20 protein-coding genes and 3 tRNA genes are annotated in these 22,913 nt (G+C 61.5%); 8 read left to right on the forward strand and 15 right to left on the reverse strand.

Annotated elements, in window-relative coordinates:
• Positions 1-417: 417 nt before the first annotated feature.
• Positions 418-493 (reverse strand) — tRNA-Ala (locus NZ746_09750).
• Between the two features lie 300 nt (positions 494-793).
• On the opposite strand from NZ746_09750, the gene bla reads away from it, so the two are divergent.
• From bla to atpG, 8 genes are all read left to right on the forward strand, one after another.
• Positions 794-1,846 carry a class A beta-lactamase gene (gene bla, locus NZ746_09755; protein MCS6817649.1) on the forward strand — a complete coding sequence of 351 codons (1,053 nt, stop codon included), beginning with the start codon at positions 794-796 and terminating at the stop codon, positions 1,844-1,846.
• 118 nt (positions 1,847-1,964) lie between these two features.
• Positions 1,965-2,040, forward strand: a tRNA-Thr gene (locus tag NZ746_09760).
• Positions 2,041-2,131: 91 nt separating this feature from the next.
• Entirely contained in the window at positions 2,132-3,139 is a 1,008-nt protein-coding gene (locus NZ746_09765; GenBank protein ID MCS6817650.1) for a DUF523 and DUF1722 domain-containing protein, read from the forward strand.
• Between the two features lie 60 nt (positions 3,140-3,199).
• Positions 3,200-3,685: a hypothetical protein gene (locus NZ746_09770; protein MCS6817651.1), complete on the forward strand. Its 486-nt coding sequence runs from the start codon at positions 3,200-3,202 to the stop codon at positions 3,683-3,685.
• Positions 3,686-3,689: 4 nt separating this feature from the next.
• Complete coding sequence (locus NZ746_09775) at positions 3,690-4,226, forward strand: hypothetical protein (protein MCS6817652.1); 537 nt, start codon at positions 3,690-3,692, stop codon at positions 4,224-4,226.
• Entirely contained in the window at positions 4,223-4,762 is a 540-nt protein-coding gene (gene atpH / locus NZ746_09780; protein MCS6817653.1) for an ATP synthase F1 subunit delta, read from the forward strand. The genes NZ746_09775 and atpH overlap by 4 nt, the downstream gene beginning before the upstream one ends.
• Before the next feature lie 26 nt (positions 4,763-4,788).
• A complete protein-coding gene (gene atpA / locus NZ746_09785) occupies positions 4,789-6,327 on the forward strand; it encodes a F0F1 ATP synthase subunit alpha (protein ID MCS6817654.1) in 1,539 nt (512 codons plus the stop codon).
• 10 nt (positions 6,328-6,337) lie between these two features.
• Positions 6,338-7,228: an ATP synthase F1 subunit gamma gene (gene atpG, locus NZ746_09790; GenBank protein ID MCS6817655.1), complete on the forward strand. Its 891-nt coding sequence runs from the start codon at positions 6,338-6,340 to the stop codon at positions 7,226-7,228.
• Positions 7,229-7,249: 21 nt separating this feature from the next.
• On the opposite strand, the gene NZ746_09795 is transcribed toward atpG, so the two are convergent.
• The 14 genes from NZ746_09795 to tuf all read right to left on the reverse strand — a co-directional run.
• Positions 7,250-8,629, reverse strand: coding sequence for a M20/M25/M40 family metallo-hydrolase (locus NZ746_09795; GenBank protein ID MCS6817656.1), 1,380 nt, complete (start codon positions 8,627-8,629; stop codon positions 7,250-7,252).
• Positions 8,630-8,641: 12 nt separating this feature from the next.
• Positions 8,642-9,481, reverse strand: coding sequence for an SDR family oxidoreductase (locus NZ746_09800; GenBank protein MCS6817657.1), 840 nt, complete (start codon positions 9,479-9,481; stop codon positions 8,642-8,644).
• Between the two features lie 6 nt (positions 9,482-9,487).
• Positions 9,488-10,414: a branched-chain amino acid transaminase gene (locus tag NZ746_09805; protein MCS6817658.1), complete on the reverse strand. Its 927-nt coding sequence runs from the start codon at positions 10,412-10,414 to the stop codon at positions 9,488-9,490.
• A 166-nt stretch (positions 10,415-10,580) separates the two neighbouring features.
• Positions 10,581-14,891 carry a DNA-directed RNA polymerase subunit beta' gene (rpoC, locus tag NZ746_09810; GenBank protein ID MCS6817659.1) on the reverse strand — a complete coding sequence of 1,437 codons (4,311 nt, stop codon included), beginning with the start codon at positions 14,889-14,891 and terminating at the stop codon, positions 10,581-10,583.
• Between the two features lie 36 nt (positions 14,892-14,927).
• Positions 14,928-19,319, reverse strand: coding sequence for a DNA-directed RNA polymerase subunit beta (gene rpoB, locus NZ746_09815; protein ID MCS6817660.1), 4,392 nt, complete (start codon positions 19,317-19,319; stop codon positions 14,928-14,930).
• A 210-nt stretch (positions 19,320-19,529) separates the two neighbouring features.
• A complete protein-coding gene (gene rplL, locus NZ746_09820) occupies positions 19,530-19,925 on the reverse strand; it encodes a 50S ribosomal protein L7/L12 (protein MCS6817661.1) in 396 nt (131 codons plus the stop codon).
• A 36-nt stretch (positions 19,926-19,961) separates the two neighbouring features.
• On the reverse strand, positions 19,962-20,492 hold the full coding sequence (gene rplJ, locus NZ746_09825) for a 50S ribosomal protein L10 (protein ID MCS6817662.1): 531 nt from the start codon (positions 20,490-20,492) through the stop codon (positions 19,962-19,964).
• Between the two features lie 10 nt (positions 20,493-20,502).
• Positions 20,503-21,189: a 50S ribosomal protein L1 gene (rplA, locus tag NZ746_09830; GenBank protein MCS6817663.1), complete on the reverse strand. Its 687-nt coding sequence runs from the start codon at positions 21,187-21,189 to the stop codon at positions 20,503-20,505.
• 11 nt (positions 21,190-21,200) lie between these two features.
• The gene (gene rplK / locus NZ746_09835; protein MCS6817664.1) at positions 21,201-21,626 is read right to left on the reverse strand and encodes a 50S ribosomal protein L11; all 426 of its coding nucleotides are present in this window, start codon (positions 21,624-21,626) and stop codon (positions 21,201-21,203) included.
• A gap of 1 nt (position 21,627) precedes the next feature.
• Entirely contained in the window at positions 21,628-22,191 is a 564-nt protein-coding gene (gene nusG / locus NZ746_09840) for a transcription termination/antitermination protein NusG (GenBank protein MCS6817665.1), read from the reverse strand.
• A 3-nt stretch (positions 22,192-22,194) separates the two neighbouring features.
• Positions 22,195-22,512, reverse strand: coding sequence for a preprotein translocase subunit SecE (gene secE / locus NZ746_09845; protein ID MCS6817666.1), 318 nt, complete (start codon positions 22,510-22,512; stop codon positions 22,195-22,197).
• A 19-nt stretch (positions 22,513-22,531) separates the two neighbouring features.
• Positions 22,532-22,607: transfer RNA gene (locus NZ746_09850), tRNA-Trp, on the reverse strand.
• A 6-nt stretch (positions 22,608-22,613) separates the two neighbouring features.
• Entirely contained in the window at positions 22,614-22,766 is a 153-nt protein-coding gene (gene rpmG, locus NZ746_09855) for a 50S ribosomal protein L33 (protein MCS6817667.1), read from the reverse strand.
• Between the two features lie 4 nt (positions 22,767-22,770).
• Positions 22,771-22,913: elongation factor Tu (gene tuf / locus NZ746_09860; GenBank protein ID MCS6817668.1), on the reverse strand; the 143-nt coding region annotated here is incomplete at its 5' end.

Consider the following 22,913-nt stretch of genomic DNA (forward strand, 5'->3'; position numbering starts at 1 on the left):
GGTCGAGCAACAGGAGGCTCCTACTAAGCAGCACAAACTATCACTCGCTGCCGTGACTTGACCGGGCGTGCGCAGATCGGGCTCTCGCGTGAACCAAGAGGAACCGCTCATCAACAGGCTCAAGAGGAACAGAATAAACCACTTCGTCAACGTCATGGCTACCCTCCTTTTTATGGGAATTTCGCGCGGGCTCAACTCAACGAGGCGAACCCGCGTTTTTCAACGCTGGTAGGTTTGGGAGCAGGAGATTTTCTTACATACGCGTGGAGAAATCAAGGGGAAATTTCAGACGTTCGCCGAAGGTCCCTTTTCGGGAGAACCGGTCTCTTACGCGCTCATTCCCCAAGGAAGATGCACGGATTGAGGGGATCTTCGGGAGAGACGATTGTCCTCGGACGGAACCCGAAAGGGGACGTTTGGTGGAGCTAGCCGGATTCGAACCGGCGACCTCGTGAATGCCATTCACGCGCTCTCCCAACTGAGCTATAGCCCCACCGCGCTTCGGTGGAGAACATACACGAAATCGGGGCCATTCGTCAAGATCGGAGCCGTGCTTCTCAAAGAGCTTTTCGGCCCGCCTCTTTTTCGATGATTCTCACGAAGTGGGACCTCAGAGAGGGAGCGCCCCCAAGGGCCGACGCGCCTTTTGAGCCATAACCGCGTCCGGGAGGATTTAGCAAACCTTTTGCTCTCAGCATCTGGGGTGCAGATACGGGGCTTGACGCTCGCCATCATGGGAGTTACCTTAGAACGGCCCGTCCATTGAGAATTCGAGCCGAATGGAGGTCGCACCATGTCGACGTTTACCCGATCGCTTGCCATGTTCATACGGCGAATCGCCCTTGGGATTACGATCCTCGCCCTGGCCTGTGCCATCCCATCGGGACTGGCGCGCGCCCAGACCGGCGTGAGCGCGGATCCAGCGCTCGCGCGGCTGGAGCGGGAGATCGCTCGTCTGGCGGAGATTGCCGGTGGGGTCGTCGGTGTCGCGGCGCTTCACCTAGAGAGTGGTCGGCGCGTGTCATTGAACGGGAAGGAACGTTTTCCGATGGCGAGCACGTACAAAGTCCCCATTGCCGTGCAGATCTTGACCAAGGTAGATCGGGGTGAACTGACCTTGGATCAACTGATCGCGGTGGAGCCGACCGATCTGAGCCCGGGCAGCGGCACGCTCTCGGACCTCTTCAACAAGCCGGGCGTAGCGCTCTCGGTGCGAAACCTTCTGGAACTGATGCTGCTCATCAGCGATAATACGGCGACCGACGTCCTCTTGCGATTGGCTGGGGGGCCCGAAACGGTCACGGCGCGCATGCGGGAGTTGGGGATCGAAGGCTTGCGGGTGGACCGCTCGACGAAACAGGTGATCGCCGATTGGATGGGGGTCGCTGAGCCCGTGCCATGGTCGTTGGAACGATTTCGGGAGCTGGCCCGTGCGGTCGCACCACAGGACCGAGAGGCAGCGGCGAAGCGCTTTGACATTGATCCGCGCGATACGACGACGCCCGAAGCGATGGTCGCACTGTTGGAGAAGGTCTTTCGCGGCCAGGCGCTCAAGCCGGAGACGACCGAACTGTTACTCGACATCATGCGGCGGTGCCGGACGGGCGAAGCGCGGTTGAAAGGGATGCTCCCGCCCGGAACTGGAGTCGCGCACAAGACGGGGACGATCGGAGGCACGACCAATGACGTGGGCATCCTGACCTTACCCGCCGATGCTGGGCATGTGGCCATCGCCGTATTCGTGAAATCCTCAGAGAAGGACGTGCCGACGCGTGAACGCGCGATCGCCGAGATCAGCCGAGCTGTTCATGATTTCTTCCTCTTCCATCCGGCGCCCGCGCGGTGAATGAGGCCTTGCCGAATCCCTTCGGCTCGGCTAAAATTTCACACGTCGTGAAATCAGGGGGATGGCCGAGGGAAGGCGACTCACGCCATCTCGACGATCCCCGAGGCCACATGTGGGAGCCGGCGTAGCTCAGCAGGTAGAGCAGACGATTCGTAATCGTCAGGTCATCGGTTCGAATCCGATCGCCGGCTCCAGCTTTTTTTCTCGACGCGGATGGCGAGTTCGTCGCGGAGACATTCCGCTGGCCCACGAACGTCGTCCCATATGGCGTGAGGACGAACGGTCATGAGCGAGACCGCGCGGCCGATCGTCGTCGTCAGCCGGTGCTTGGACCTCGAGGCCTGCCGGTACGACGGACAGGTCATTCCGAATGCCTTCATCCGGCGGCTCGCGGCGCACGTGACGCTCATTCCCGTGTGTCCAGAGGTCCAGATTGGTCTTGGTGTACCGCGCGAGCCCATCCGATTGATTCGACAGGGAGAAGACGTTCGAGCGATTCAAGCGGCGACGGGTCAGGACGTGACCGAACGGCTGGTGGGATTCGCTCAACGATTCCTCGATGCTCTGCCGGAAGTGGATGGCTTCATTCTGAAGAGCCGCTCGCCCTCTTGCGGGATTCGAGACACCAAGATCTTTCCATCGGCAGAGAGCGAGGTGGCACATGGGCGGGGAGCCGGGCTCTTCGCCGAGATGGTCATTCGACGATTCTCCGGTTTGGCCATCGAGGACGAAGGGCGGTTAAACGATGAAGCGATCCGCGATCACTTTTTGACGAAGCTCTTCACGTTCGCGCGCTTTCGTCAGGCCACGAAGGCCGCCTCAATAGCCGCGCTCGTGCATTTTCACGCGACGCATAAGTTCCTGCTGATGGCTCATAGCCAGAAGGAATTGCGCGCAATGGGGCGATTGGTCGCGAATGCCGCACATCGTCCCCTCTCGGACGTGCTCGCTGAATATCGTCACCATCTGCAGCAGGCTCTGCAGCGCGCGGCGCGTCGTCCGGCCTTGGTGAATGTCTTCCAACATGGGTTCGGGTACGTGTCGAAGCATCTGACGGCGAGAGAGAAGGCGTTGTTCCAGCAGACCCTAGAGAAGTATCGGCGCGGGCGGGTTCCGGTGAGCGCAGTCCTCTCGCTCTTGCGGGCGTGGATTGTGCGGTTCGAAAGCGATTATCTCCTCGCGCAAACGTTCTTCGAGCCGTATCCCGATGACTTGCGCGAGCCGCTCGATCCGCGCGTGGCCTGGGAATTGGGCATCCCCCTTGCCCGAAGCCGGCGACGGACGCTTGCTTGACATGGTCTCCGACCGTATGGTAGCCTTTCACCCCTTTGAAACGACATCGAGCGTGTGGCCATGGGCATGATCCACGCGCTGGCGCTGCAAGAGAACGTTCTGAAGCCGGATGCCACGGTTATCGTCATTTTCGTGACGACGTGGATTTTGGTGTGGGTGCTCGACCGGTTGCTCTTTCGTCCAGTCAATCAGATCTTGGATGAACGGGAGCGGCGCACGCGGGGGTATCGAGCGGAAGCCCGAGCGATGGAGGCTGAGAGTGCGCGCGAGCGAGCGGAGTACGAAGAAGCGGTGAAACGAGCGCGGGCGGAAGGGTATCAGCTCGTCGAGGCGCGGCGTCGGGAAGCGCTGGAGCGGCGGGAACAACTGTTGCGGACCGTTCGGGAGGAAGCGCGCGCCAGCGTCGAGCGAGCGCGTCGCGAGTTGGCCGAACAGGTGCAAGAGGCCAAGGGGTATCTCGAACAGGAAGCCGAAGAGCTAGCGCAAGAGATGGCGCGACAGGTGCTTGGCCGCCGCGCGGAGGAGGTCACTCGAATCCCCTCTTGACCCTATGGACATTTTCCTTCTGAACGTCATGAGCGAGGGCGGGATCAGTGGGCCGCTCGGCCTAGTGGGCACGGGACTTCCGCGCGTGGTGAACTTCCTGATCTTCGTCATTGCGCTCTACTACCTCCTGCGGAAGCCCGTGGGAGAATTCTTCCGCCACCGCGCGCAGACCATTGCCCGAGAATTGGAGGAAGCGCGGCGCGCGCGAGAGGCAGCGGCCCGCGAGCTGGAACAGACGCGCGCGCGCCTGGCCCGATTGGACGAGGAGGTGAGCGCCATTCGCGCGCGGGCTGAGCAAGAGGCTGAGGCCGAATACGAGCGCTTGTGGCGGGAGGCGCAAGCTGAGGCCGAGAAGATCCGAGCTCTGGCCGAGCGCGAGATCGAGATGGCCCGACGGGCAGCGGAATTGGAGTTGAAGACGTTTCTGGTCGAACACGCCATGGCTCGGGCGCGCGCGCTGATTCGCCAGCGATTGACGGAGGAGGACCATCGGCGTTTGGTCGCTCAGTTCGTCGAAGAATTGGCGGAGGTGCCGCGATGATTGCTCTCCGCATCGCACGCCGATATGCGCGCGCACTGGCCGACTACACGTTCCCTCGTCAAGAGCACGAGACGGTGCGGGAGGAACTCCACGCCCTCGCCGAGGTGTTTCGCCAAACGCCGTTGCTCTGCGACGTTTTCGCCAATCCGATCATCTCGCGGGTGCAAAAAGAACGCGTGCTGCAAACCCTGATCGAGCGAGCGAATCTCGGGCGCACGACGGCGACATTTCTGCACCTGCTTCTGAAGAACTATCGGCTGCAGCATCTGGAGGCGATCGCGCGCGCTTTCGCCGAGGAAGTGGATCGCCGATTGGGCATCCTCAACGTCGAAGTACGCACGGCGCGGCCGCTTCGGGAAGAAGAGCGCCAGGACTTGTATCGGCAATTGGAACGCTTGACCGGAAAGGTCATCCGCGCCCAGGAAGTCGTGGACGAGCGATTGCTCGGCGGCGTCCAGGCCCGTTTGGACAGCGAAGTCTACGACGGATCGTTGGCCTCTCGCCTGGAGGCCTTGCGGCGCCAGCTCTTGCTGTGACCGCCGCTTTGCGGGGAGGAAGGACGATGGAGAAGTTGAGAGCGGACGAGATCGTCGACATCATTCGCCAACAGATCGAGGGCTTCGACACGCGCGTCTCGCTGGAAGAGGTGGGGACCGTCATCAAGGCGGGCGATGGGATCGCCGAGATCTATGGCGTCGAAAAGGTGATGGCCGGCGAGCTGTTGGCCTTGCCGCATGACGTCTACGGATTGGCCCTCAATCTGGAGGAGGATAAGGTCGGAGCCGTCCTCTTCGGCGAGTACCACTTGATCAAAGAGGGGGACGAGGTGCGGCGGACGCGCCGCATCATGTCAGTGCCCGTCGGCGAAGCGCTCATCGGACGCGTCGTGGATCCGCTGGGACGCCCGCTTGATGGACGCGGACCGATCATCACGGACACGTATAATCCGATCGAGCGCCTGGCGCCGGGCGTTGTGGATCGGCAGCCGGTGAAGGAGCCGCTGCAGACGGGCATCAAGGCGATTGACGCCATGATCCCGATCGGGCGCGGCCAGCGCGAACTGATCATCGGAGATCGGCAGACGGGGAAGACAGCCATCGCCATTGATACGATCATCAATCAGAGGGGCAAGGACGTCGTGTGCATCTACGTTGCCATCGGGCAGAAGAAGTCCACGATCGCGCAGGTCGTCAAGACGCTCCACGACTATGGGGCGATGGAGTACACGATCGTCGTCTCGGCGGCTGCCTCCGATCCAGCGGCCATGCAATATCTGGCGCCGTATGCCGGATGCGCCATGGGCGAATACTTCCGCGATCGCGGGCAACACGCGCTGGTCGTCTACGACGATCTCTCCAAGCATGCGGCGGCCTATCGCGAGATCAGCCTTCTGTTGCGGCGTCCCCCTGGACGCGAAGCCTATCCCGGCGACGTCTTCTACTTGCACTCGCGGCTCCTGGAACGGGCGGCGAAATATAGCGACGAATTTGGTGGCGGATCGCTCACGGCCTTGCCGATCATCGAGACGCAACTGGGCGACGTCTCGGCCTACATTCCGACGAACGTCATCTCGATCACGGACGGACAGATCTATTTGGAGACGGACCTGTTCCACGCTGGGATTCGACCGGCGATTAACGTGGGCATCTCGGTCTCGCGCGTCGGCGGATCGGCGCAGATCAAGGCGATGAAGCAAGTGGCCGGGACGTTGCGTTTGGAGCTGGCGCAGTATCGCGAGCTGGCCGCTTTCGCTCAGTTCGGATCGGACTTGGACAAGGTGACCCTACAGCAGCTCAATCGCGGACGGAAGCTGACCGAGTTGCTCAAGCAAGACCAATACAAGCCGATGGACGTCGAGAAGCAGATCGTCTCCATCTGGGCGGGGACGAATGGCTATCTGGATGATCTGCCCGATGAGCTGGTGCGGCCTTTTGAGGAAGAGCTGCTGCAGTTTGTCGAGAACAGTCGCGCCGGGCTGCTGGAGAAGATTCGCACGCGAAAAGCGCTCGATGACGAAATCCTGACCGAGCTGCGGGAGACGGTGAGCGAATTCAAGGAGCGGTTCGTCGCGGCCCATGCCGTCGCGACGCGAGCGGCGTGAGGAGGGGGCGATGGCGAGCTTGCAAGACCTGCGGCGGCGCGTACGCGCCGTGCGGAACATGCAGCAAGTGACGCGCGCGATGAAGATGGTCTCGGCGGCTAAATTGCGTCGCGCGCAGGAGCGCGTCATCGCCGCCCGTCCGTACGCTCAGAGCATGACCGCCGTCCTGCAAGGGTTGGCCGAACGCGCCGAACAGTATCGGCATCCGCTTCTGGAGCCACGCCGCGAGGGTCAGATCCTGCTGGTCCTCATCACGGCCGACAAAGGTCTCTGCGGCGCGTACAACACCAACCTCATTCGCGCCGCACAAGCCTTCCTCGAACGCCACTCGGGCGCGCGAGTCGAATTGGTCTGCATCGGGCGCAAAGGACGCGATTTCTTCCGCCGTCATGGGGTTCCGATTCGCGCCGAATATACGGGCGTCACGGCCCGACAGGTCGAGCTGCCCATCGCTCGGGAGATCGCGCGATCACTCATCGCGGATTTCCTCGCTCCCGAGCCCTTGATCGAGAAGGTCGTGCTCCTCTACAACGAATTCAAATCCGCCGCGCGGCAACAGATCGTCGTCGAGCAACTTCTGCCCATCGCCCAATGGCCTCTGGATGGCGAACGGAAGCCGCGCGAGGTGTTCATTGATTACCTCTACGAGCAGCCCCCGGCCGAGATCTTCGACAGCCTGCTCCCGCGATACGTGGAGGCGCAGGTCTACCGTGCGCTCCTCGAAGCGACGGCCTCCGAGCACGGGGCCCGCATGATGGCGATGGATGCAGCGACGAAGAACGCCGAGGAGATGATCGCCTCGCTCACCCTGCAGATGAATCGCGTCCGACAGGCGACCATCACGAAGCAGATCATCGAAGTCGTCAGCGGCGCCGCCGCTTTGGAAGAGATGCTCCGATAGTTCCTGTGCCCGAGGCTGGCCTCACGCCCGCGGCAATTGCGAGATGTCGGCGAAGTAGTGGACGAACATCTTGATCCCCCCCGCCGTTTGCCGCCAATCGTAGTTCTCATTCGGCGCGTGATAGCCGTGCTCGGGTAGGCTCAACCCCAGGAAGAGGATCGGCGCGCGCAGGTATTCCTCCATGATCACGACGGCGCCGATCGAGCCCCCTTCGCGAGTGAAAGCCGGCTCCTTGCCGAAGGCGAACTTCATGGCGCGACGGGCGGCGTCGGCGTAAGGGCCAGTGAAAGGCCCGAGATAGGGACGCAAGGTCCCCGCTCGCCGGATCACGACGTCTGGGTTCTTCGACCGGATGAATTCGCTCACGAGGCGGAAGATCTTCTCCACATCTTGATCCGGCACCAAGCGCAGACTGATTTTCGCCTCGGCGCGCGGCGGGATGATCGTCTTGATCCCGGGCCCGCGATACCCTCCGACGATGCCATGCACTTCGAACGTCGGCTCGGCCATGATCCCGCGCACCACGCGTACGGGATCAGTCGTCCGGAGGGAAGTGAATTCGTGAACTCGCATGAACCGTCGCACATCGAACCCGGAAGCCAGATAGTTCTCCAACTCCCGGCGCGTCACTTTCCGCACGTCGTCGTAAAATCCCGGGATTTTCACGCGCCCGGTTCGCGGATCGTAGCACTCGCAGATGAGCTGACACAGCTCCCCAATGGGATTGCGCGCTGGCCCTCCCGTGACGCCCGAATGCGCATCCTTCTTGCCCGTCTCCAACGTCAACGTGAGCCCGAGGAGTCCCCGCAGCCCATACGGGACGGTCGGCCGATTTCGCGCGATCCAAATCGTGTCGGAGACGAGCACCGAGTCCGTGCGCAATTGCTTCCGCCTCTTCCGCATGAAATGCGCAAAGTTCGGGCTGCCGATCTCCTCCTCCAGCTCCCAGAGGAAATGGACGTTGAGCGGCACGCCGTTCTCCACGGCATAACGGACGGCCAAGAGCGCCGTCAGTGCCGGCCCTTTATCATCGGTCGTACCGCGACCGAAGTACCGCCCGTCTTCCCGGACGAAGGTGAATGGCGGCGTGCGCCATTCTTCGGGATCGGCCGGCTGCACATCGAGATGGTTGTAAATGGTCACCGTCGGATGCTTCGGATCGGTGATCAAGCGACCAAAGACGACAGGATGGCCTGGAGTGGGCACGATCTCCACCGTGGCCCCGAGCTCTCGGAGATACTCGGCGGCCAAACGTGCGCCGCGTTCGATATCGTCCTTGCGCTCAGGGTCCACACTCACGGTCGGGATCTCGACGAGCGCCGCGAGTTTCTCCTCGAACTCTTCTCGCACGCTCCGGATGTACGCGTCCAGCCCTCGAAAGAGTGCCGATGCCTTCTTCATAATCCCCTCCTCTTATGCGTTCCGTTCCCCCCACGCGAGATGTTTCGCGAAGAACTCGTCCAGAGGCGCCAACTCCTCCGACGAATGGATGACGCGGCCCTCCATGCCGCCGTCCACGAAGATCGCCTGACCGGAGATGAAGCGGGCGCATGTCTCCGAGCAAAGGAAGACGACCAATGGCGCGATGTCCTCCGGACGCGGAACCTCCCACGCGATGGCGCGCGTCTGAAACGACCGCTTCAAGACGTTTGGCTCGACGCCCTCCATCATTCCCGTGAGCGTCCATCCCGGCCCGACGATATTCACGGCCGCGTAGGGAGCGAGCTTCACGATCTCGTTCTTCAATGAGAGCATGAAGGCGTGCAGAGCCGACTTGGCCGCTGCATACGCGGCGTTATACGCTTCGCCGAATTTCGCGGCCGTCGAAGAGATGATGACGATGCGCCCGCTTCGCTGCCGCTCCACGATAGGGAGGAATTCGCGCACGCAATAGAAGACCGAGCGGGCGTTCACCCGAAACTCGAACTCCCAATCGTCGGTCGTCAGGTCCTTGATCGCGATCCCTTCGTGCGGCGAGGCGCCGGCGTTCGCGATCAAGAGATCGAGCCGACCGCGCCAACGCACGGCCTCGGCGAAGAGCTGCCGTACCTCGTCCTCGTGAGTGAGATCGGCGCCGAGCACCAAGCTCTCGCGCGGTAATTCCTGACGGAGCGCTTCGGCTCGATCTCGGCCCGTGTGATAGTGGATGATGACGTGCGCGCCCTCGGCTGCCAGAAGGCGCACGATCGCGCGTCCGATTCCTCCCGAGCCTCCCGTGACGAGCGCCACCTTATCAGTCAATCCGAGATCCATCTCCGTTCATCCCTCCACGTATGTCAGCCAATCCCCCGGTGCTTCCTTGCGCCCCGTCGCGATGGCGAAGAACTCTTCCTGCAGCCGCTTGGTGATTGGGCCGCGCTGACCCGTGCCGATCCGAATCCGATCAATCGAGCGGACGGGCGTGATCTCCGCCGCCGTCCCCGTGAAGAAGACCTCATCGGCGATGTACAGCATCTCGCGCGGGATCGTCGTCTCCTGCGTCTCGATGCCCAGCATCTGGCAGATTCGGAGCACCGTGTCGCGTGTGATCCCTGGCAGGATGGAAGAGCTGAGCGAAGGCGTCAACACCTTCCCGTCCAGGACGAGGAAGATATTCTGCCCGCTGCCCTCGCTCACATTTCCGTGGATGTCCAACGCGATCCCCTCGGCGAATCCGTTCACGAGCGCCTCCATCTTGATGAGCTGCGAGTTCATGTAATTGGCCGCCACCTTCGCCAGTGCGGGCAGCGTATTCGGCGCAATGCGCGCCCAGGTCGAAACGCACGCATCTACGCCCTCTTCGAGGGCCTTCTCGCCCAAATATCTCCCCCATATCCAGCAGGCGATATACGTCTCAACGGGACAGGGGAAAGGATTCACACCAAAGGCGCCGTAGCCGCGAAAGACAAGAGGCCGGATATAACATTCAGCGACCTCGTTGCGTCGCACCAGCTCCTTACATGCCGCCACCAGATCTTCCAGCGTGTAAGGGATTTCCATGCGATAGATGCGACAGGAACGCAACAGACGCTCCAAGTGCTCCCGCAGACGAAAGATCGCCGGACCGCGCGGGGTCGCGTAGCAACGAATCCCCTCGAAGACGACTGAAGCGTAGTTGAGCCCATGCGCCATGACATGGACCTTGGCCTCATCCCACGCGATGAACTCTCCATTATGCCAAATGTATCGCGTCAGTTGTTGCTGCATATCGTCCTCCCCTCACCGACTCCCCAACGCGCTTGGGAAGAGCGTCCGATATAACGAAAAACCGCCCCGGACAATCCGAGGGCGGTTTTTCTCCTCTCGCTCGCACAAGGCGCTCTTCTCCACAGATCAAGCGCGAGAGGGAGCGCTCGGCTCCCTCTCATCAGGATCACTCGTTGAAATCGCCGAGAGGCTCCTCCAGGGAGGACTCTTCGGCGACTGTGATGCCAATGTCTTTGAGCAGCTCCGCGCGCTCTTCCTCCGACGGCAACGCGACCTCCGCCTCCTCGGCCACGCGATCCACCGGGATGCGGATGTTGCGATAGTACTTCATGCCCGTCCCGGCCGGGATCAAGCGACCGACAATGACGTTCTCCTTGAGCCCGCGCAGGAAATCAATGCGTCCGCTGACGGCCGCTTCTGTGAGCACGCGGGTCGTCTCCTGGAAGGACGCCGCGCTGATGAAGCTGTCGGTCGAGAGGCTCGCCTTCGTGATGCCAAGCAGCAGCGGCTCGGCCTGCGCTGGTCGTCCTCCCATCTTCACCACGCGCTCATTCTCCTCTTGGAAGTGGAACCGATCCACCTGCTCATCGAGCACGAATTCCGTGTCTCCCGGATCCTTGATCCGCACCCAGCGGAGCATTTGTCGGACGATGACCTCGATATGCTTATCGTTGATGGTGACGCCTTGCTGCCGGTAGACCTCCTGGATCTCGTTGACGAGATATTTCTGGACGGCCTCCACGCCCAGGATGGCGAGGATGTCATGCGGGTTCAGGGGCCCATCAATGAGCGGATCGCCGGCTTGCACGTAATCGCCATCCTGCACGTTCAGGTGCATGCCACGCGGGATCGAGTACTCCCGGACCTCACCATCATCGCCGATGACCTGAACCTTCTGCACGCCGCGCTGAATGCCGAGCACTCTCACGCGGCCGGAGATCTCGGTCATGACGGCCGTCTCGCGCGGCTTGCGCGCCTCGAAGAGCTCCACGACGCGTGGTAGACCGCCGACGATGTCCTTGGCCTTGGCCGTCTGACGCGGGATCTTCGCGATCACATCGCCGGGAGCCACGCGCACGCCCTCGGCCTCCTGCACGGCTTTGTCCTGCCAATCCTCGCGCCGCTCCTCGCGCTTGCGCCGTCGCCACTCGTCGAAATCGTTCACGAGGATGATGGCACGGATGGGCAGATGTTGCACCTTGACGAGCCGTCCCGCCTCATCGCGAATCTCAATGCGCGGCTGCAGCTTCTCATCCAGCGATTCGATGACGAAGCGATAGGCCAAACCTGTGACTTTGTCCACTTCCTCGCGGAACGTCACGTTCTCGATGAGATCGCGGAAGTGGACCGTCCCCTCCACGTCCGAGAGGATCGAGAAGGTGTACGGATCCCACTCGACCAAACGCTGGTCGGGCTCCACCATCTCTCCATCGTTGACGCGGAGGACGGCGCCATAGTTGACGGGATAGCTCTCGATCTCGCGCCCGCGAGCATCCACGATGGCGATTCGGCCGTTGCGATTCATGGCGATCAGCTCGCCCCGGCGATTGCGGATCGTCCTGAGATTGATGAACTTGACTCGACCAGCGCGCCGCGCTTCGTGCGAGGACTGTTCTTTGATGGCGCCGGCCGTCCCTCCAATGTGGAACGTCCGCATGGTCAGCTGCGTGCCCGGTTCGCCGATGGACTGCGCAGCCAGGATGCCGACGGCCTCGCCGATCTCGACCATCTTCCCAGTAGCGAGGTTCCGTCCATAGCAGAGGACACAAACCCCACGCCGCGACTCGCACGTGAGCACGGAACGGATCTTCACCCGCTCGATTCCCGCGTTCTGAATTTCATTGGCCAGATCTTCGGTGATCTCCTGGTTGGCTCGCACGAGGACGCTGCCGTCAATGGGATCAATGACGTCCTCCAAAGCGACGCGCCCGATGATGCGTTCGCGCAACGGCTCGACGATCTCTCCGGCGTGAATGATCGCTTCGGCCCAAATCCCCTTGACCGTGCCGCAATCGAACTCCGTCACAATCACATCCTGCGCCACATCCACGAGGCGGCGGGTGAGGTATCCCGAGTCGGCCGTCTTCAGCGCCGTATCGGCCAATCCCTTGCGCGCGCCGTGAGTGGAGATGAAGTACTGGAGCACGTTCAACCCCTCGCGGAAGTTGGCCAGGATCGGCGTCTCGATGATCTCTCCGGTCGGCTTGTTCATCAAGCCGCGCATACCGGCCAACTGCCGAATCTGTTGCTTCGACCCGCGCGCGCCCGAATCGGCCATGACGATCAGCGGATTGGGCACCCCCGTCTCCTTCTCCCGCTGCTCCATGGCCTTGAACATCTCATCGGCAACCCGCTCGGCCACGTTCGACCAGATCTCGATCACTCGATTGTAGCGCTCGCCCGAAGTGATGACGCCCTCTTTCACCTGTTTCTCGACGGCGAGCACTTCCTTCTGCGCCTGGCGGATCAACTCGGCCTTGGTCTCGGGTACGACGAGATCGTCGATGCAGAGCGAGATGCCCGACTTCGTCGCGTAGTAGAACCCGAGGTCCTTCAAGTTATCGAGCAGAGCGATCGTCTTGGCATGGCCCAAGCGCAAGAAGCAATAGCGCACGAGCGATTGCAGCCCGTTCTTCTTCATCAGCCCATTGATGAAGGGCATCCCCTCCGGCAAATGCTGATTGAAGATGACGCGCCCGACGGTCGTATCCAGAAGCTGTCCCTGCACCTCTTGCACCGGCGCATTGACGACGTCCTGCGGATCGCGCTGCGCCTCCAGGTCGATCAACCGTCCTTCGTATCGGAGCTTGATCGGGGTCTGGGTCTCGACGACCCCCTCCTCAAGGGCCAACAGGACTTCGTCCATCGAGGCGAAGCGCATTCCCTCGCCGCGCGCGCCCGGTTTGCGACGGGTCAGGTAGTAGAGCCCGAGCACAATGTCCTGCGTGGGCACAGCAATCGGCTGGCCGCTGGCTGGAGAGAGGATGTTGTGGCTGGAGAGCATGAGGACAGACGCCTCGACCTGCGCCTCCGGCGACAGCGGCACGTGAACGGCCATTTGATCCCCATCGAAATCCGCGTTGAACGCCGTGCATACGAGCGGATGAATCTTAATGGCTTTCCCCTCGACCAGAATGGGCTCGAAGGCTTGAATGCCCAGCCGATGCAGCGTCGGGGCGCGATTGAGCAACACCGGATGCTCGCGGATCACTTCCTCCAGCACATCCCACACGATCGGATCCTGTTTCTCGACGATCTCCTTCGCCTGCTTGACCGTCGCCACGTAGCCCTTCTTCTGCAGCAGGTGATAGATGAAGGGCTTGAACAGTTCGAGCGCCATCTGTTTGGGCAAGCCGCATTGATGGAGTTTCAACTCCGGTCCGATGACGATGACCGAGCGCCCGCTGTAATCCACGCGTTTGCCGAGCAAGTTCTGTCGGAAGCGCCCCTGCTTCCCCTTGAGGGAATCGGCGAGCGACTTGAGCGGCCGATTGTTCGCGCCCTTGATGACCCGTCCGCGCCGTCCGTTGTCCAGAAGCGCATCCACGGCCTCTTGCAGCATGCGCTTCTCATTGCGCACGATGACCTCCGGCGCGCGCAACTCCAGGAGTTTGATCAAGCGGTTGTTGCGATTGATCACTCGACGATACAGCTCGTTCAGATCCGACGTGGCGAAGCGTCCGCCATCCAGGGGAACCAACGGGCGCAACTCCGGCGGGATGACGGGCAGGACTTCCAGGATCATCCATTCGGGACGATTCCCCGACTTGCGGAACGAGTCCACAACCTTCAGGCGCTTAGCATACTTGAGCCGCTTCTGCTGCGAGGGATCGGTCTTCATCTTCTCGCGCAGCTCGGCCGCAAGCGCTTCCAGATCTACTTGCTGCAGCAAGATGCGAATGGCCTCCGCCCCCATGCGGGCAACTTCCGGGCCGAACTTGCCGGGGAACTCCTGCGCGAGCTTCCGATACTGGTCCTCGCTGAGCAGCTCCTTGTAGCGAATCGGCAGGCCGAGCCGTTCCAGCTCGTCATCCGGCTTGATGACGATGTACGACTCGTAGTAGAGCACCTTCTCCAGATCGCGAAGACTCAGATCCAAGAGTTGGCCGATGCGCGAGGGCAGGCTCTTGAAGAACCAGATGTGCGAGCACGGCGCAGCCAGCTCGATATGGCCCATGCGCTCGCGCCGCACCCGACTCAAGGTGACCTCGACGCCACATTTGTCGCAGATGACCCCGCGATACTTCGCCCGCTTGTATTTCCCGCACAAGCATTCGTAGTCGGCGATCGGGCCGAAGATGCGGGCGCAGAAGAGTCCGTCCCGCTCCGGCTTATGCGTGCGGTAGTTGATCGTCTCGGGCTTAGTCACCTCACCGTGCGACCAGGATCGAATCTTCTCGGGCGAGGCCAGCCCGATGCGAATCGCCTCGAAATCAAGCGTGGTCGGTTCGCGATCGAAGAAGCGCTTCGGAAACATACGTGCACTCCTTTCCGGAAGCCCGATGGCTCCCGATCATCCCTCCTCCTTGCCGGTCAACAATTCGACGTCCAGGCAGAGCCCTTGCAACTCGCGCATCAGGACGCTGAAGGATTCGGGCACGCCCGGCTCGAAGTCATAGTTCCCATTGACGATCCCCTCGTAGATGCGGGAGCGCCCGGCCACATCGTCGGACTTGGCCGTGAGCAACTCCTGCAGCGTATAGGCCGCGCCGTAGGCTTCCAATGCCCAGACCTCCATCTCGCCGAAGCGCTGACCGCCGAATTGCGCTTTCCCACCCAACGGCTGTTGGGTGATGAGGGAGTACGGACCAATTGCTCGCGCGTGAATCTTATCGTCCACCAAGTGCAGGAGCTTCATCATGTAGATGTAGCCGACGGTCACCGGCTCATCGAAGGGCTCTCCGGTCAGACCGTCGTAGAGGATCGTCTTCCCCATCACGTTCACAATCGACGGCAGCCCCTGCTCGCGCAGACGCGCATCGGCCTGTCGGAGCAAATCCTTGATCTGCTCCTCTCGCGCGCCGTCGAAGACCGGGGAGGAGAAACGCAATCCGAGTACCTTCCCCGCCCATCCCAGATGCGTCTCCAGGAGCTGACCGACGTTCATGCGCGAAGGTACGCCGAGCGGATTGAGCACGATCTCGACCGGCGTCCCATCGGGCAGGAAGGGCATGTCCTCCTCGGGCACGATCTTCGCGATGACGCCCTTGTTGCCGTGCCGTCCGGCCATCTTATCGCCGACCGAGAGCTTCCGCTTCATGGCGATGTAGACCTTCACGAGCTTGATCACGCCCGCTTGCAGCTCATCGCCCCGCTTGAGCTTCTCGATCTTCTCTTGATAGAACTGCTTGAGCACAGCGATCTGTCGCTCGATCCGCGCCTCCAGCTCCTTGACCTCGGCCATGATGTCGGCGCGTTCGAGCTGAATCTTCTTGAGCGCCGAATAGTCGAGCGATTCCAAGAAATCGCGATTCAGGCGCGTCCCCTTCGTCGCCAACTTCTTCCGCCCCACGACGAGATCGGCCGCCAGGCGCTTCCCCTCAAGCAGCTCAATGAGCCGTTTGTCGCGCTCCTCCTCCAAGATGCGGATCTCATCCCCCAGATCGCGCATGAGCCGTTCTTCCTGTGCTTGCTCGATCTGCAAGCTGCGGGCGTCCTTGGGAGCCCCGCGTCGCGTGAAGATCTTCACGTCAATGACCGTCCCTTCAATCCCTGGCGGGCACTTGAGCGAGGCATCGCGCACATCCGAAGCCTTCTCGCCGAAGATCGCCCGCAGCAACTTCTCCTCCGGCGTGAGTTGTCCCTCGCCCTTGGGCGTCACCTTCCCGACCAGGATCGAGCCCGGCTTGACATAGGCGCCGATGCGAATGACGCCGCTCTCGTCCAAGTCCCGCAACATGTACTCGGGAACATTGGGGATGTCACGGGTGATCTCCTCAGGACCGAGCTTGGTCTCCCGCGCCTCGATCTCTAGCTCCTCGATGTGAACCGACGTGTAAGCGTCGTCCTTGACGAGCTTCTCCGAGATCACGATGGCGTCTTCGAAGTTATACCCGCGCCAGGGCATGAAGGCGACCAAGACGTTGCGCCCCAATGCCAGCTCCCCTTGATCCGTGCACGGACCATCGGCGATGACCTCGCCGCGGCGGACCCGTTGCCCGACCCGCACGATGGGTCGCTGATTGATGCAGGTGTTCTGATTCGACCGCTGGAACTTGACCAACGGATAGATGTCCGCCGTCACCTCTCGCGAGAGGACGTCGCCGCCTGCGCTCGTGTCGGCGCGGATGATGATGCGCTCCGAATCCACATAGTCCACGATCCCATCGCGCTTGGCGACGACCACCGCTCCCGAATCCTTCGCCACGACGGCCTCCATGCCCGTCCCCACAATCGGCGCCTCCGGACGCAACAGCGGTACCGCCTGCCGTTGCATGTTCGAGCCCATGAGCGCGCGGTTGGCATCGTCGTGCTCCAGGAAGGGGATGAGCGATGCGGCGACCGAGACCACTTGCTTTGGCGAGATGTCAATGAACTGCACCTCTTCGCGGCTGACGGTGACAAACTCCCCACCTCGCCGCGCAATCACCCGATCGGGGATGATGTACCCCTTCTCGTCCAACTCGACGTTCGCCTGCGCGATCACATAGCGGGCTTCCTCCCACGCCGTCAAGTAGAAGGGATAGGGTTCATACTCGGCCGGCCGCTTGCCCTCAGCCTGCAGTTGCCGGTTAACCCGATCCACCTTCTCCTTCGGCAAATGGTCGCCGATGCGGAAGGGGCTCTCGCCCGGATTGAGAATGCGTACGTAATCCACGACGCGCCCGTTCTCGACCTTCCGATAGGGCGCTTCGATGAAGCCGAACTCGTTGACGCGCGCGTAGCAGGCGAGGCTGGAAATGAGTCCAATATTAGGCCCTTCCGGCGTCTCAATCGGGCAGATCCGCCCATAGTGCGTCGGATGCACATCGCGCACCTCGAACCCCGCGCGCTCGCGCGAGAGGCCGCCCGGCCCCAACGCCGACAACCGCCGCTTGTGCGTGATCTCAGCCAGCGGGTTCGTCTGATCCATGAACTGCGAGAGCTGGCTCGAGCCGAAGAATTCCTTGAGCGCCGCCATCACAGGCTTGGCATTGACGAGATCACGCGGCATGGCCGTCTGCAGCTCCGCATGAATGGACATCTTCTCCTTGATCGCCCGCTCCACGCGCACCAGGCCGACGCGGAACTGATTCTCCAGCAGCTCTCCGACCGGACGCACGCGCCGATTCCCCAGATGGTCGCGATCGTCCACCTCGCCGATGTCCTTGCGCAGTTTGAAAAGATAGCGGACGACGTCGAAGAAGTCCTGCGGCGAGAGCGTCAGATCATCCAGGCGATGGCGCTCCGGATACCCCATCTTGATGTTGAACTTCAAGCGCCCGACCCGCGAGAAATCGAACTTGCGCGGATCAAAGAACATCCCCTCGAACAACCGCCAGGAGTTGAGAATCGTCGGCGGATCCCCGGGCCGCATCTTGCGATAGATCTCCAGCAGTGCCTCGGCCGGTGTCCGAGCCGGATCCTTCTTCAGCGTCTGGCTCAACGTGCTCCCGATGTCATCGCGCTCGGGGAAGAAGAGATCGAACTCCGTGATGCCACTGCTCATCACCTGAGAAAGGGCTTGCGGCGTGACGGGGGTATTCGCCTCGGCGCGCACCTCACCCGCCGCGTCCACAAGGTCGGAGATGAAATAGGCCCCTTCCAAGTCGTTGATCGAGATCTCGACCTCGCGGACTTTCGCCGCCAAGAGCTGCCGATAGAGCGCCGTCGTGATCTTGCGCCCCGCGCGCACGAGCACCTCCCCCGTGCGCGGATGCAGGACGTCCTGCACCGGGCGCGGCTCGAAGAGCTTCAAGACGGCCTGCTCCGGATGGGCCTCATTCCGGAGTCGCCAATACAGCTTGCCCTCGCGCACGACGAAGCTCTCCCACTCGTAGAACTGGCGCAGCAGCTCCTCGTCCGTGAAGCGAGCGTTCACGATCGCGCTCTTGAGCCGCTCTTCGTCATCGCGCAAGAGGGCGAGGTTTTGCTTGAGCGGCAATCCGAGCGCTCGCAGGAACGTCGTCCCCACGATCTTCCGCTTCTTATCAATGCGCACGTAGAGGATGCTCTTGGCATCGTATTCGAACTCGACCCACGCGCCGCGATTCGGAATGATCTTGCCCAAGTACGAATGGATCGTCGGCTTCTCGAAGTAGACGCCCGGGCTCCGATGCAACTGCGAGACGATGACCCGCTCCGTCCCGTTGATGATGAACGTCCCACTCTCGGTCATGAGCGGGATCTCGCCGAAATAAACCTCCTCCTCCTTGATATCGCGCACTTGGCGACGGCCGGTCGTCTCATCCACATCGAAGATCGTCAGGCGGAACTTCACCTTCATCGGCACCGCATAGGTCATGCCCCGCTCGCGACATTCCTCGACATCGTACTTCAACTTGAGTCCCACCGGTTCGCCGCAATGCGGGCAGAGATTCAGGACATTCGGGTTGAGCGTCCCACACTGCTGGCAGAGGACATCCTCGGTCGAGAATGGGTTCAGCCGAATCAGGGCGCCGCATTGCCGACACGTCGAGCGCAAATACCGAAGTCCCTCCAGTTGGCCGCACTTACAACGCCACGTCCCGATCGAGTATTCCACGAAATCCAACTGCGCCGTTCCGCGATAATCCGTGATCGGGAAGACCGAGAGGAACACGGCCTGCAACCCCACGGTCGGATCGCGTTCCTCGGGCAATCGGTCCATCTGCATGAACCGATCATAGGACTGGCGCTGCAGTTCGATGAGGTTCGGGATCGCAATCGCGGTCTTAATCCGCGAAAAGTCGACCCGTTGACGCGGCTGACGATTTGGTGCGGACATAGTCATTTTCTCCTCACCCGCTGATTAGGATGGTCCTCCACCGCGCTCGAGTACAGGAGACCAAGGACGAATGGAACGATGCCCCCGCACCCGCCCTTCTATCGCGCGCGGGCGCGCACCCCTCCTTTGCCGATGCTTCTTCGGCACGCGTTCGATGAACCACACTTCAGGGAATCTGCGCATCGGTCGTCCGAATATCTCTCGGCGACCTCACTTGACTTCGACCTTGGCGCCTGCTTCCTCGAGCTTCTTCTTGATGGCCTCGGCCTCTTCCTTGGAGACGCCTTCCTTGATGGGCTTGGGCGCCCCTTCGACGAGGTCCTTCGCCTCCTTCAATCCGAGACTGGTCAATTCCCGAACGACCTTGATGACATTGATCTTCTTGGCCGGATCAACCGCAGCCAAGATGACGTCGAACTCCGTCTTCTCCTCAACCGCAGGAGCAGCCGCAGCGGCTGGTGCTCCCGCGGCCACCGGTCCGGCGACGACCGCCGCAGCGGCCGCCGAGACGCCGAACTTCTCTTCCATCAGTTTCACCAATTCCGAGGCTTCCAACAATGTCAATCCGGCAATCTGCTCGACGATCGCCTGCAATTTCTCACTCACGTTCGTATCCCCTCCTCAAGATTTTGCGGCGACCGGTCACGAACCGGCCTCCTGTTTCTGGTCCCGAATCTGGCTGAGCACGACCACAAGATTTCGGGCCACGCCATTGATCGCCGCCATCAAGGCGCGCGTCGGCGCTTGAACGAGGAACATCACCTGGCTCATCAACTCCGCCCGGGAAGGCAAGGTGGCCAGGGCCGGAATCTTCGGCGCCTCGACCACGGTCCCCTCCACCAACGCCGCCTTGAACTGCACCTGTGCGTTCTCCTTCGCGAACTCGGTGAGCGTGCGGACAAGAGCCACCGGATCGTCCTTGCTGAGCGCGATGGCCGTCATCCCACGAAAATGCTCGCTGAGCCGCTCCACGGGTGTCCCTCGCGCTGCCAGCCGCGCTAACGTGTTCTTCACGACGCGGAAGCGGGCATTCGCCTTCTCCAAGCGTCGCCGCAGTTCCCAATCCTTGGCGACCGTCAACCCCTGCGTGCTCAACAGGACGATCGTCGGCGTCTCGCGGAACACCTGCGCGAGCCACTCCAACTCCGCTTGTCGCTGTTGCCGCGTCTTCATGGCTCCCTCCTCACGGCCATCCACTGACATCGAGCTTCACGCCAGGACTCATCGTCGAGGAGACCGTAATCCCCTTAATGTACTTCCCCTTGGCTGACGCCGGACGCGCTCCCACAACGGCCTCGATGAGTGCGCGAGCGTTCTCGACGAGCTTGGACGTCTCAAACGAGAGCTTGCCAATGGGCGCATGCACGACACCCGTTTTATCCACTCGGAATTCGATCCGTCCCGCCTTCACTTCGCGCACGGCCGTCTTCACGTCGAAGGTGACCGTCCCCGTCTTCGGGTTCGGCATCAGGCCGCGCGGCCCCAAGATCTTGCCCAGCGGCCCGACTAATCGCATCATGTCCGGGGTCGCGATCAGCGCATCGAACTCCAGCCATCCCTCCTTGATCCGCGCCACCAAATCCTCCCCGCCCACAACATCCGCTCCCGCCTCTTCAGCCTCCTTCATCTTCTCCCCCGAAGCGATCACAGCCACGCGCTTGCTCTTGCCCAAGCCATGGGGTAAGACGACCGTCCCGCGCACCATCTGATCGGCCTTCCGCGGATCCACATTGAGTTGAATGGCCAACTCGACCGTCTCATCGAAGCGCGCGAAGGCGATGCGCTTGATCAACTCGATCGCCTCCTCCACCCCATAAGTTCGCGCCCGATCCACCTGCGCCAGTGCTGCCGCGTACTTCTTCCCCCCCATCGCCCTCCTCCCTACGACTCCACGATCTCCAAGCCCATATTCCGCGCCGTCCCCATGATGATGCGGATCGCCGCTTCGAGCGACGTCGCATTCAGATCCGGCAACTTCGTCCGCGCGATCTCCTCGATCTGCTTCATCGTCACGCGGCCGACCTTCTGCCGATTCGGCTGCGGCGATCCCTTCTCGATCCCCGCCGCTTTCTTCAAGAGATCGGCGGCCGGCGGCGTCTTCGTCACGAACGTGAACGACCGATCCGAATAGACCGTCACCACCACCGGGATATTCACGTCGCCCATGTTCGCCGTCCGGGCGTTGAACTGCTTGCAGAATTCCATGAGGTTGATCCCATGCGGCCCGAGCGAAGTTCCCACCGGAGGTGCCGGCGTCGCTCGTCCCGCTGGAATTTGCAACTTCACTTGCGCGACGACCTTTTTCATATCACTCTTCTTCCGCGAAGGTCACTTTCTCCACCTGTAAGAAATTCAGCTCGACCGGCGTCGAGCGCCCGAAGATCGTCACCATCACCTTCAGCGTGTTCTTGTCCGGATTCACCTCGTCCACCTTTCCCATGAATCCCGTGAACGGGCCATCCATGATCTTGACCATCTCGCCCGGCACGAACATGTGCTTGGGCTTAGGCTTGTCCGCTGTGAGCGAGACGTGATGGATGATCTCCTCGACCTCCTCATCGGTCAGCGGCGTCGGATGCTGCCCGCCGACGAATCCGGTGACCTTCGGGGTGTATCGCACCACTTGCCACGCCTTCTCGGAGATCTCCCCTCGCTCGTTCGTCTCGATCTGCACGAGGACGTATCCAGGGAAGATCATCTTCTCCGACTCGATGCGACGCCCTCCCCGCAATTCCACAACTTTCTCCGTCGGCACGAGCACATCGGTGATCTCTCTCTCCATGCCGAAAGCCCGAATGCGATTCCTCAGGCTCTCGCACACCTTGTGTTCGTGCCCGGAATATGTATGGATGATGAACCACCGCTTCGGCATCGTTTATCGCGCGGCGTACTCGAAGAGCTTGTTGACCAAATAGCCCAGCACCCAATTCGTGCCGTAAAGGAAGAATCCAAAGAAGAACACGACGATCAGGACGACGATCGTCTGGGCATAGACCTCCTTCCACGTTGGCCAGGAAACCTTCCGCAGCTCCAGCTTCACATCCTCGTAGAACTGCCGTGCGGCGCGCGCCTTCACCACCACCCAGGAGCCGGTTCGGAGCGGGAGCCTCGCGATCCACTGAAAGCCCCGCGCGATCCAACTCGGCTCTGCGGCGAGCGGTTTCTTCTCTATACCTTCAGCAACCTTCGCCATATCTTGCCGAGAATGGGAGTGGCAGGGGCAGCAGGATTCGAACCTGCCCTTGCGGTTTTGGAGACCGCCGTGCTATCCGCTGACACCATGCCCCTGCCGTGTCATTTCGTCTCCCGATGAAGCGTATGCCGTCGGCACATGCGACAGAATTTCCGAAATTCTAGCCGCTTGGTCGTCTTCTTCTTGTTCTTGGTCGTCGAGTAATTCCTCGACTTGCACTCGGAACACTGCAAGATGACGATCTCACGCGGCATGCCCTTACTCCACGATTTCGGTGATGGTGCCGGCGCCGACGGTGCGGCCGCCCTCGCGGATGGCGAAGCGCAAGCCTCGCTCCAGGGCAATGGGGGTGATCAGCTCCACCTCCAAATTCACATTGTCCCCCGGCATCACCATCTCCA

This window comes from Blastocatellia bacterium, assembly GCA_025055075.1.
Taxonomy (GTDB): domain Bacteria; phylum Acidobacteriota; class Blastocatellia; order HR10; family HR10; genus HR10.

Excerpts from the sequence above, each read along its gene's own strand:
- NZ746_09775 (MCS6817652.1), top strand. The coding sequence starts at position 3,690 with ATGGACATTTTCCTTCTGAACGTCATGAGCGAGGGCGGGATCAGTGGG.
- NZ746_09800 (MCS6817657.1), bottom strand. The coding sequence starts at position 9,481 with ATGGATCTCGGATTGACTGATAAGGTGGCGCTCGTCACGGGAGGCTCG.
- rplJ (MCS6817662.1), bottom strand. The coding sequence starts at position 20,492 with ATGAAGACGCGGCAACAGCGACAAGCGGAGTTGGAGTGGCTCGCGCAG.
- NZ746_09795 (MCS6817656.1), bottom strand. The coding sequence starts at position 8,629 with ATGAAGAAGGCATCGGCACTCTTTCGAGGGCTGGACGCGTACATCCGG.
- rplA (MCS6817663.1), bottom strand. The coding sequence starts at position 21,189 with ATGGGGGGGAAGAAGTACGCGGCAGCACTGGCGCAGGTGGATCGGGCG.
- atpH (MCS6817653.1), top strand. The coding sequence starts at position 4,223 with ATGATTGCTCTCCGCATCGCACGCCGATATGCGCGCGCACTGGCCGAC.
- rpoC (MCS6817659.1), bottom strand. The coding sequence starts at position 14,891 with ATGTTTCCGAAGCGCTTCTTCGATCGCGAACCGACCACGCTTGATTTC.
- NZ746_09805 (MCS6817658.1), bottom strand. The coding sequence starts at position 10,414 with ATGCAGCAACAACTGACGCGATACATTTGGCATAATGGAGAGTTCATC.
- nusG (MCS6817665.1), bottom strand. The coding sequence starts at position 22,191 with ATGCCGAAGCGGTGGTTCATCATCCATACATATTCCGGGCACGAACAC.
- rpoB (MCS6817660.1), bottom strand. The coding sequence starts at position 19,319 with ATGTCCGCACCAAATCGTCAGCCGCGTCAACGGGTCGACTTTTCGCGG.
- bla (MCS6817649.1), top strand. The coding sequence starts at position 794 with ATGTCGACGTTTACCCGATCGCTTGCCATGTTCATACGGCGAATCGCC.
- NZ746_09770 (MCS6817651.1), top strand. The coding sequence starts at position 3,200 with ATGGGCATGATCCACGCGCTGGCGCTGCAAGAGAACGTTCTGAAGCCG.
- rplK (MCS6817664.1), bottom strand. The coding sequence starts at position 21,626 with ATGAAAAAGGTCGTCGCGCAAGTGAAGTTGCAAATTCCAGCGGGACGA.
- secE (MCS6817666.1), bottom strand. The coding sequence starts at position 22,512 with ATGGCGAAGGTTGCTGAAGGTATAGAGAAGAAACCGCTCGCCGCAGAG.
- NZ746_09765 (MCS6817650.1), top strand. The coding sequence starts at position 2,132 with ATGAGCGAGACCGCGCGGCCGATCGTCGTCGTCAGCCGGTGCTTGGAC.
- atpA (MCS6817654.1), top strand. The coding sequence starts at position 4,789 with ATGGAGAAGTTGAGAGCGGACGAGATCGTCGACATCATTCGCCAACAG.
- atpG (MCS6817655.1), top strand. The coding sequence starts at position 6,338 with ATGGCGAGCTTGCAAGACCTGCGGCGGCGCGTACGCGCCGTGCGGAAC.
- rpmG (MCS6817667.1), bottom strand. The coding sequence starts at position 22,766 with ATGCCGCGTGAGATCGTCATCTTGCAGTGTTCCGAGTGCAAGTCGAGG.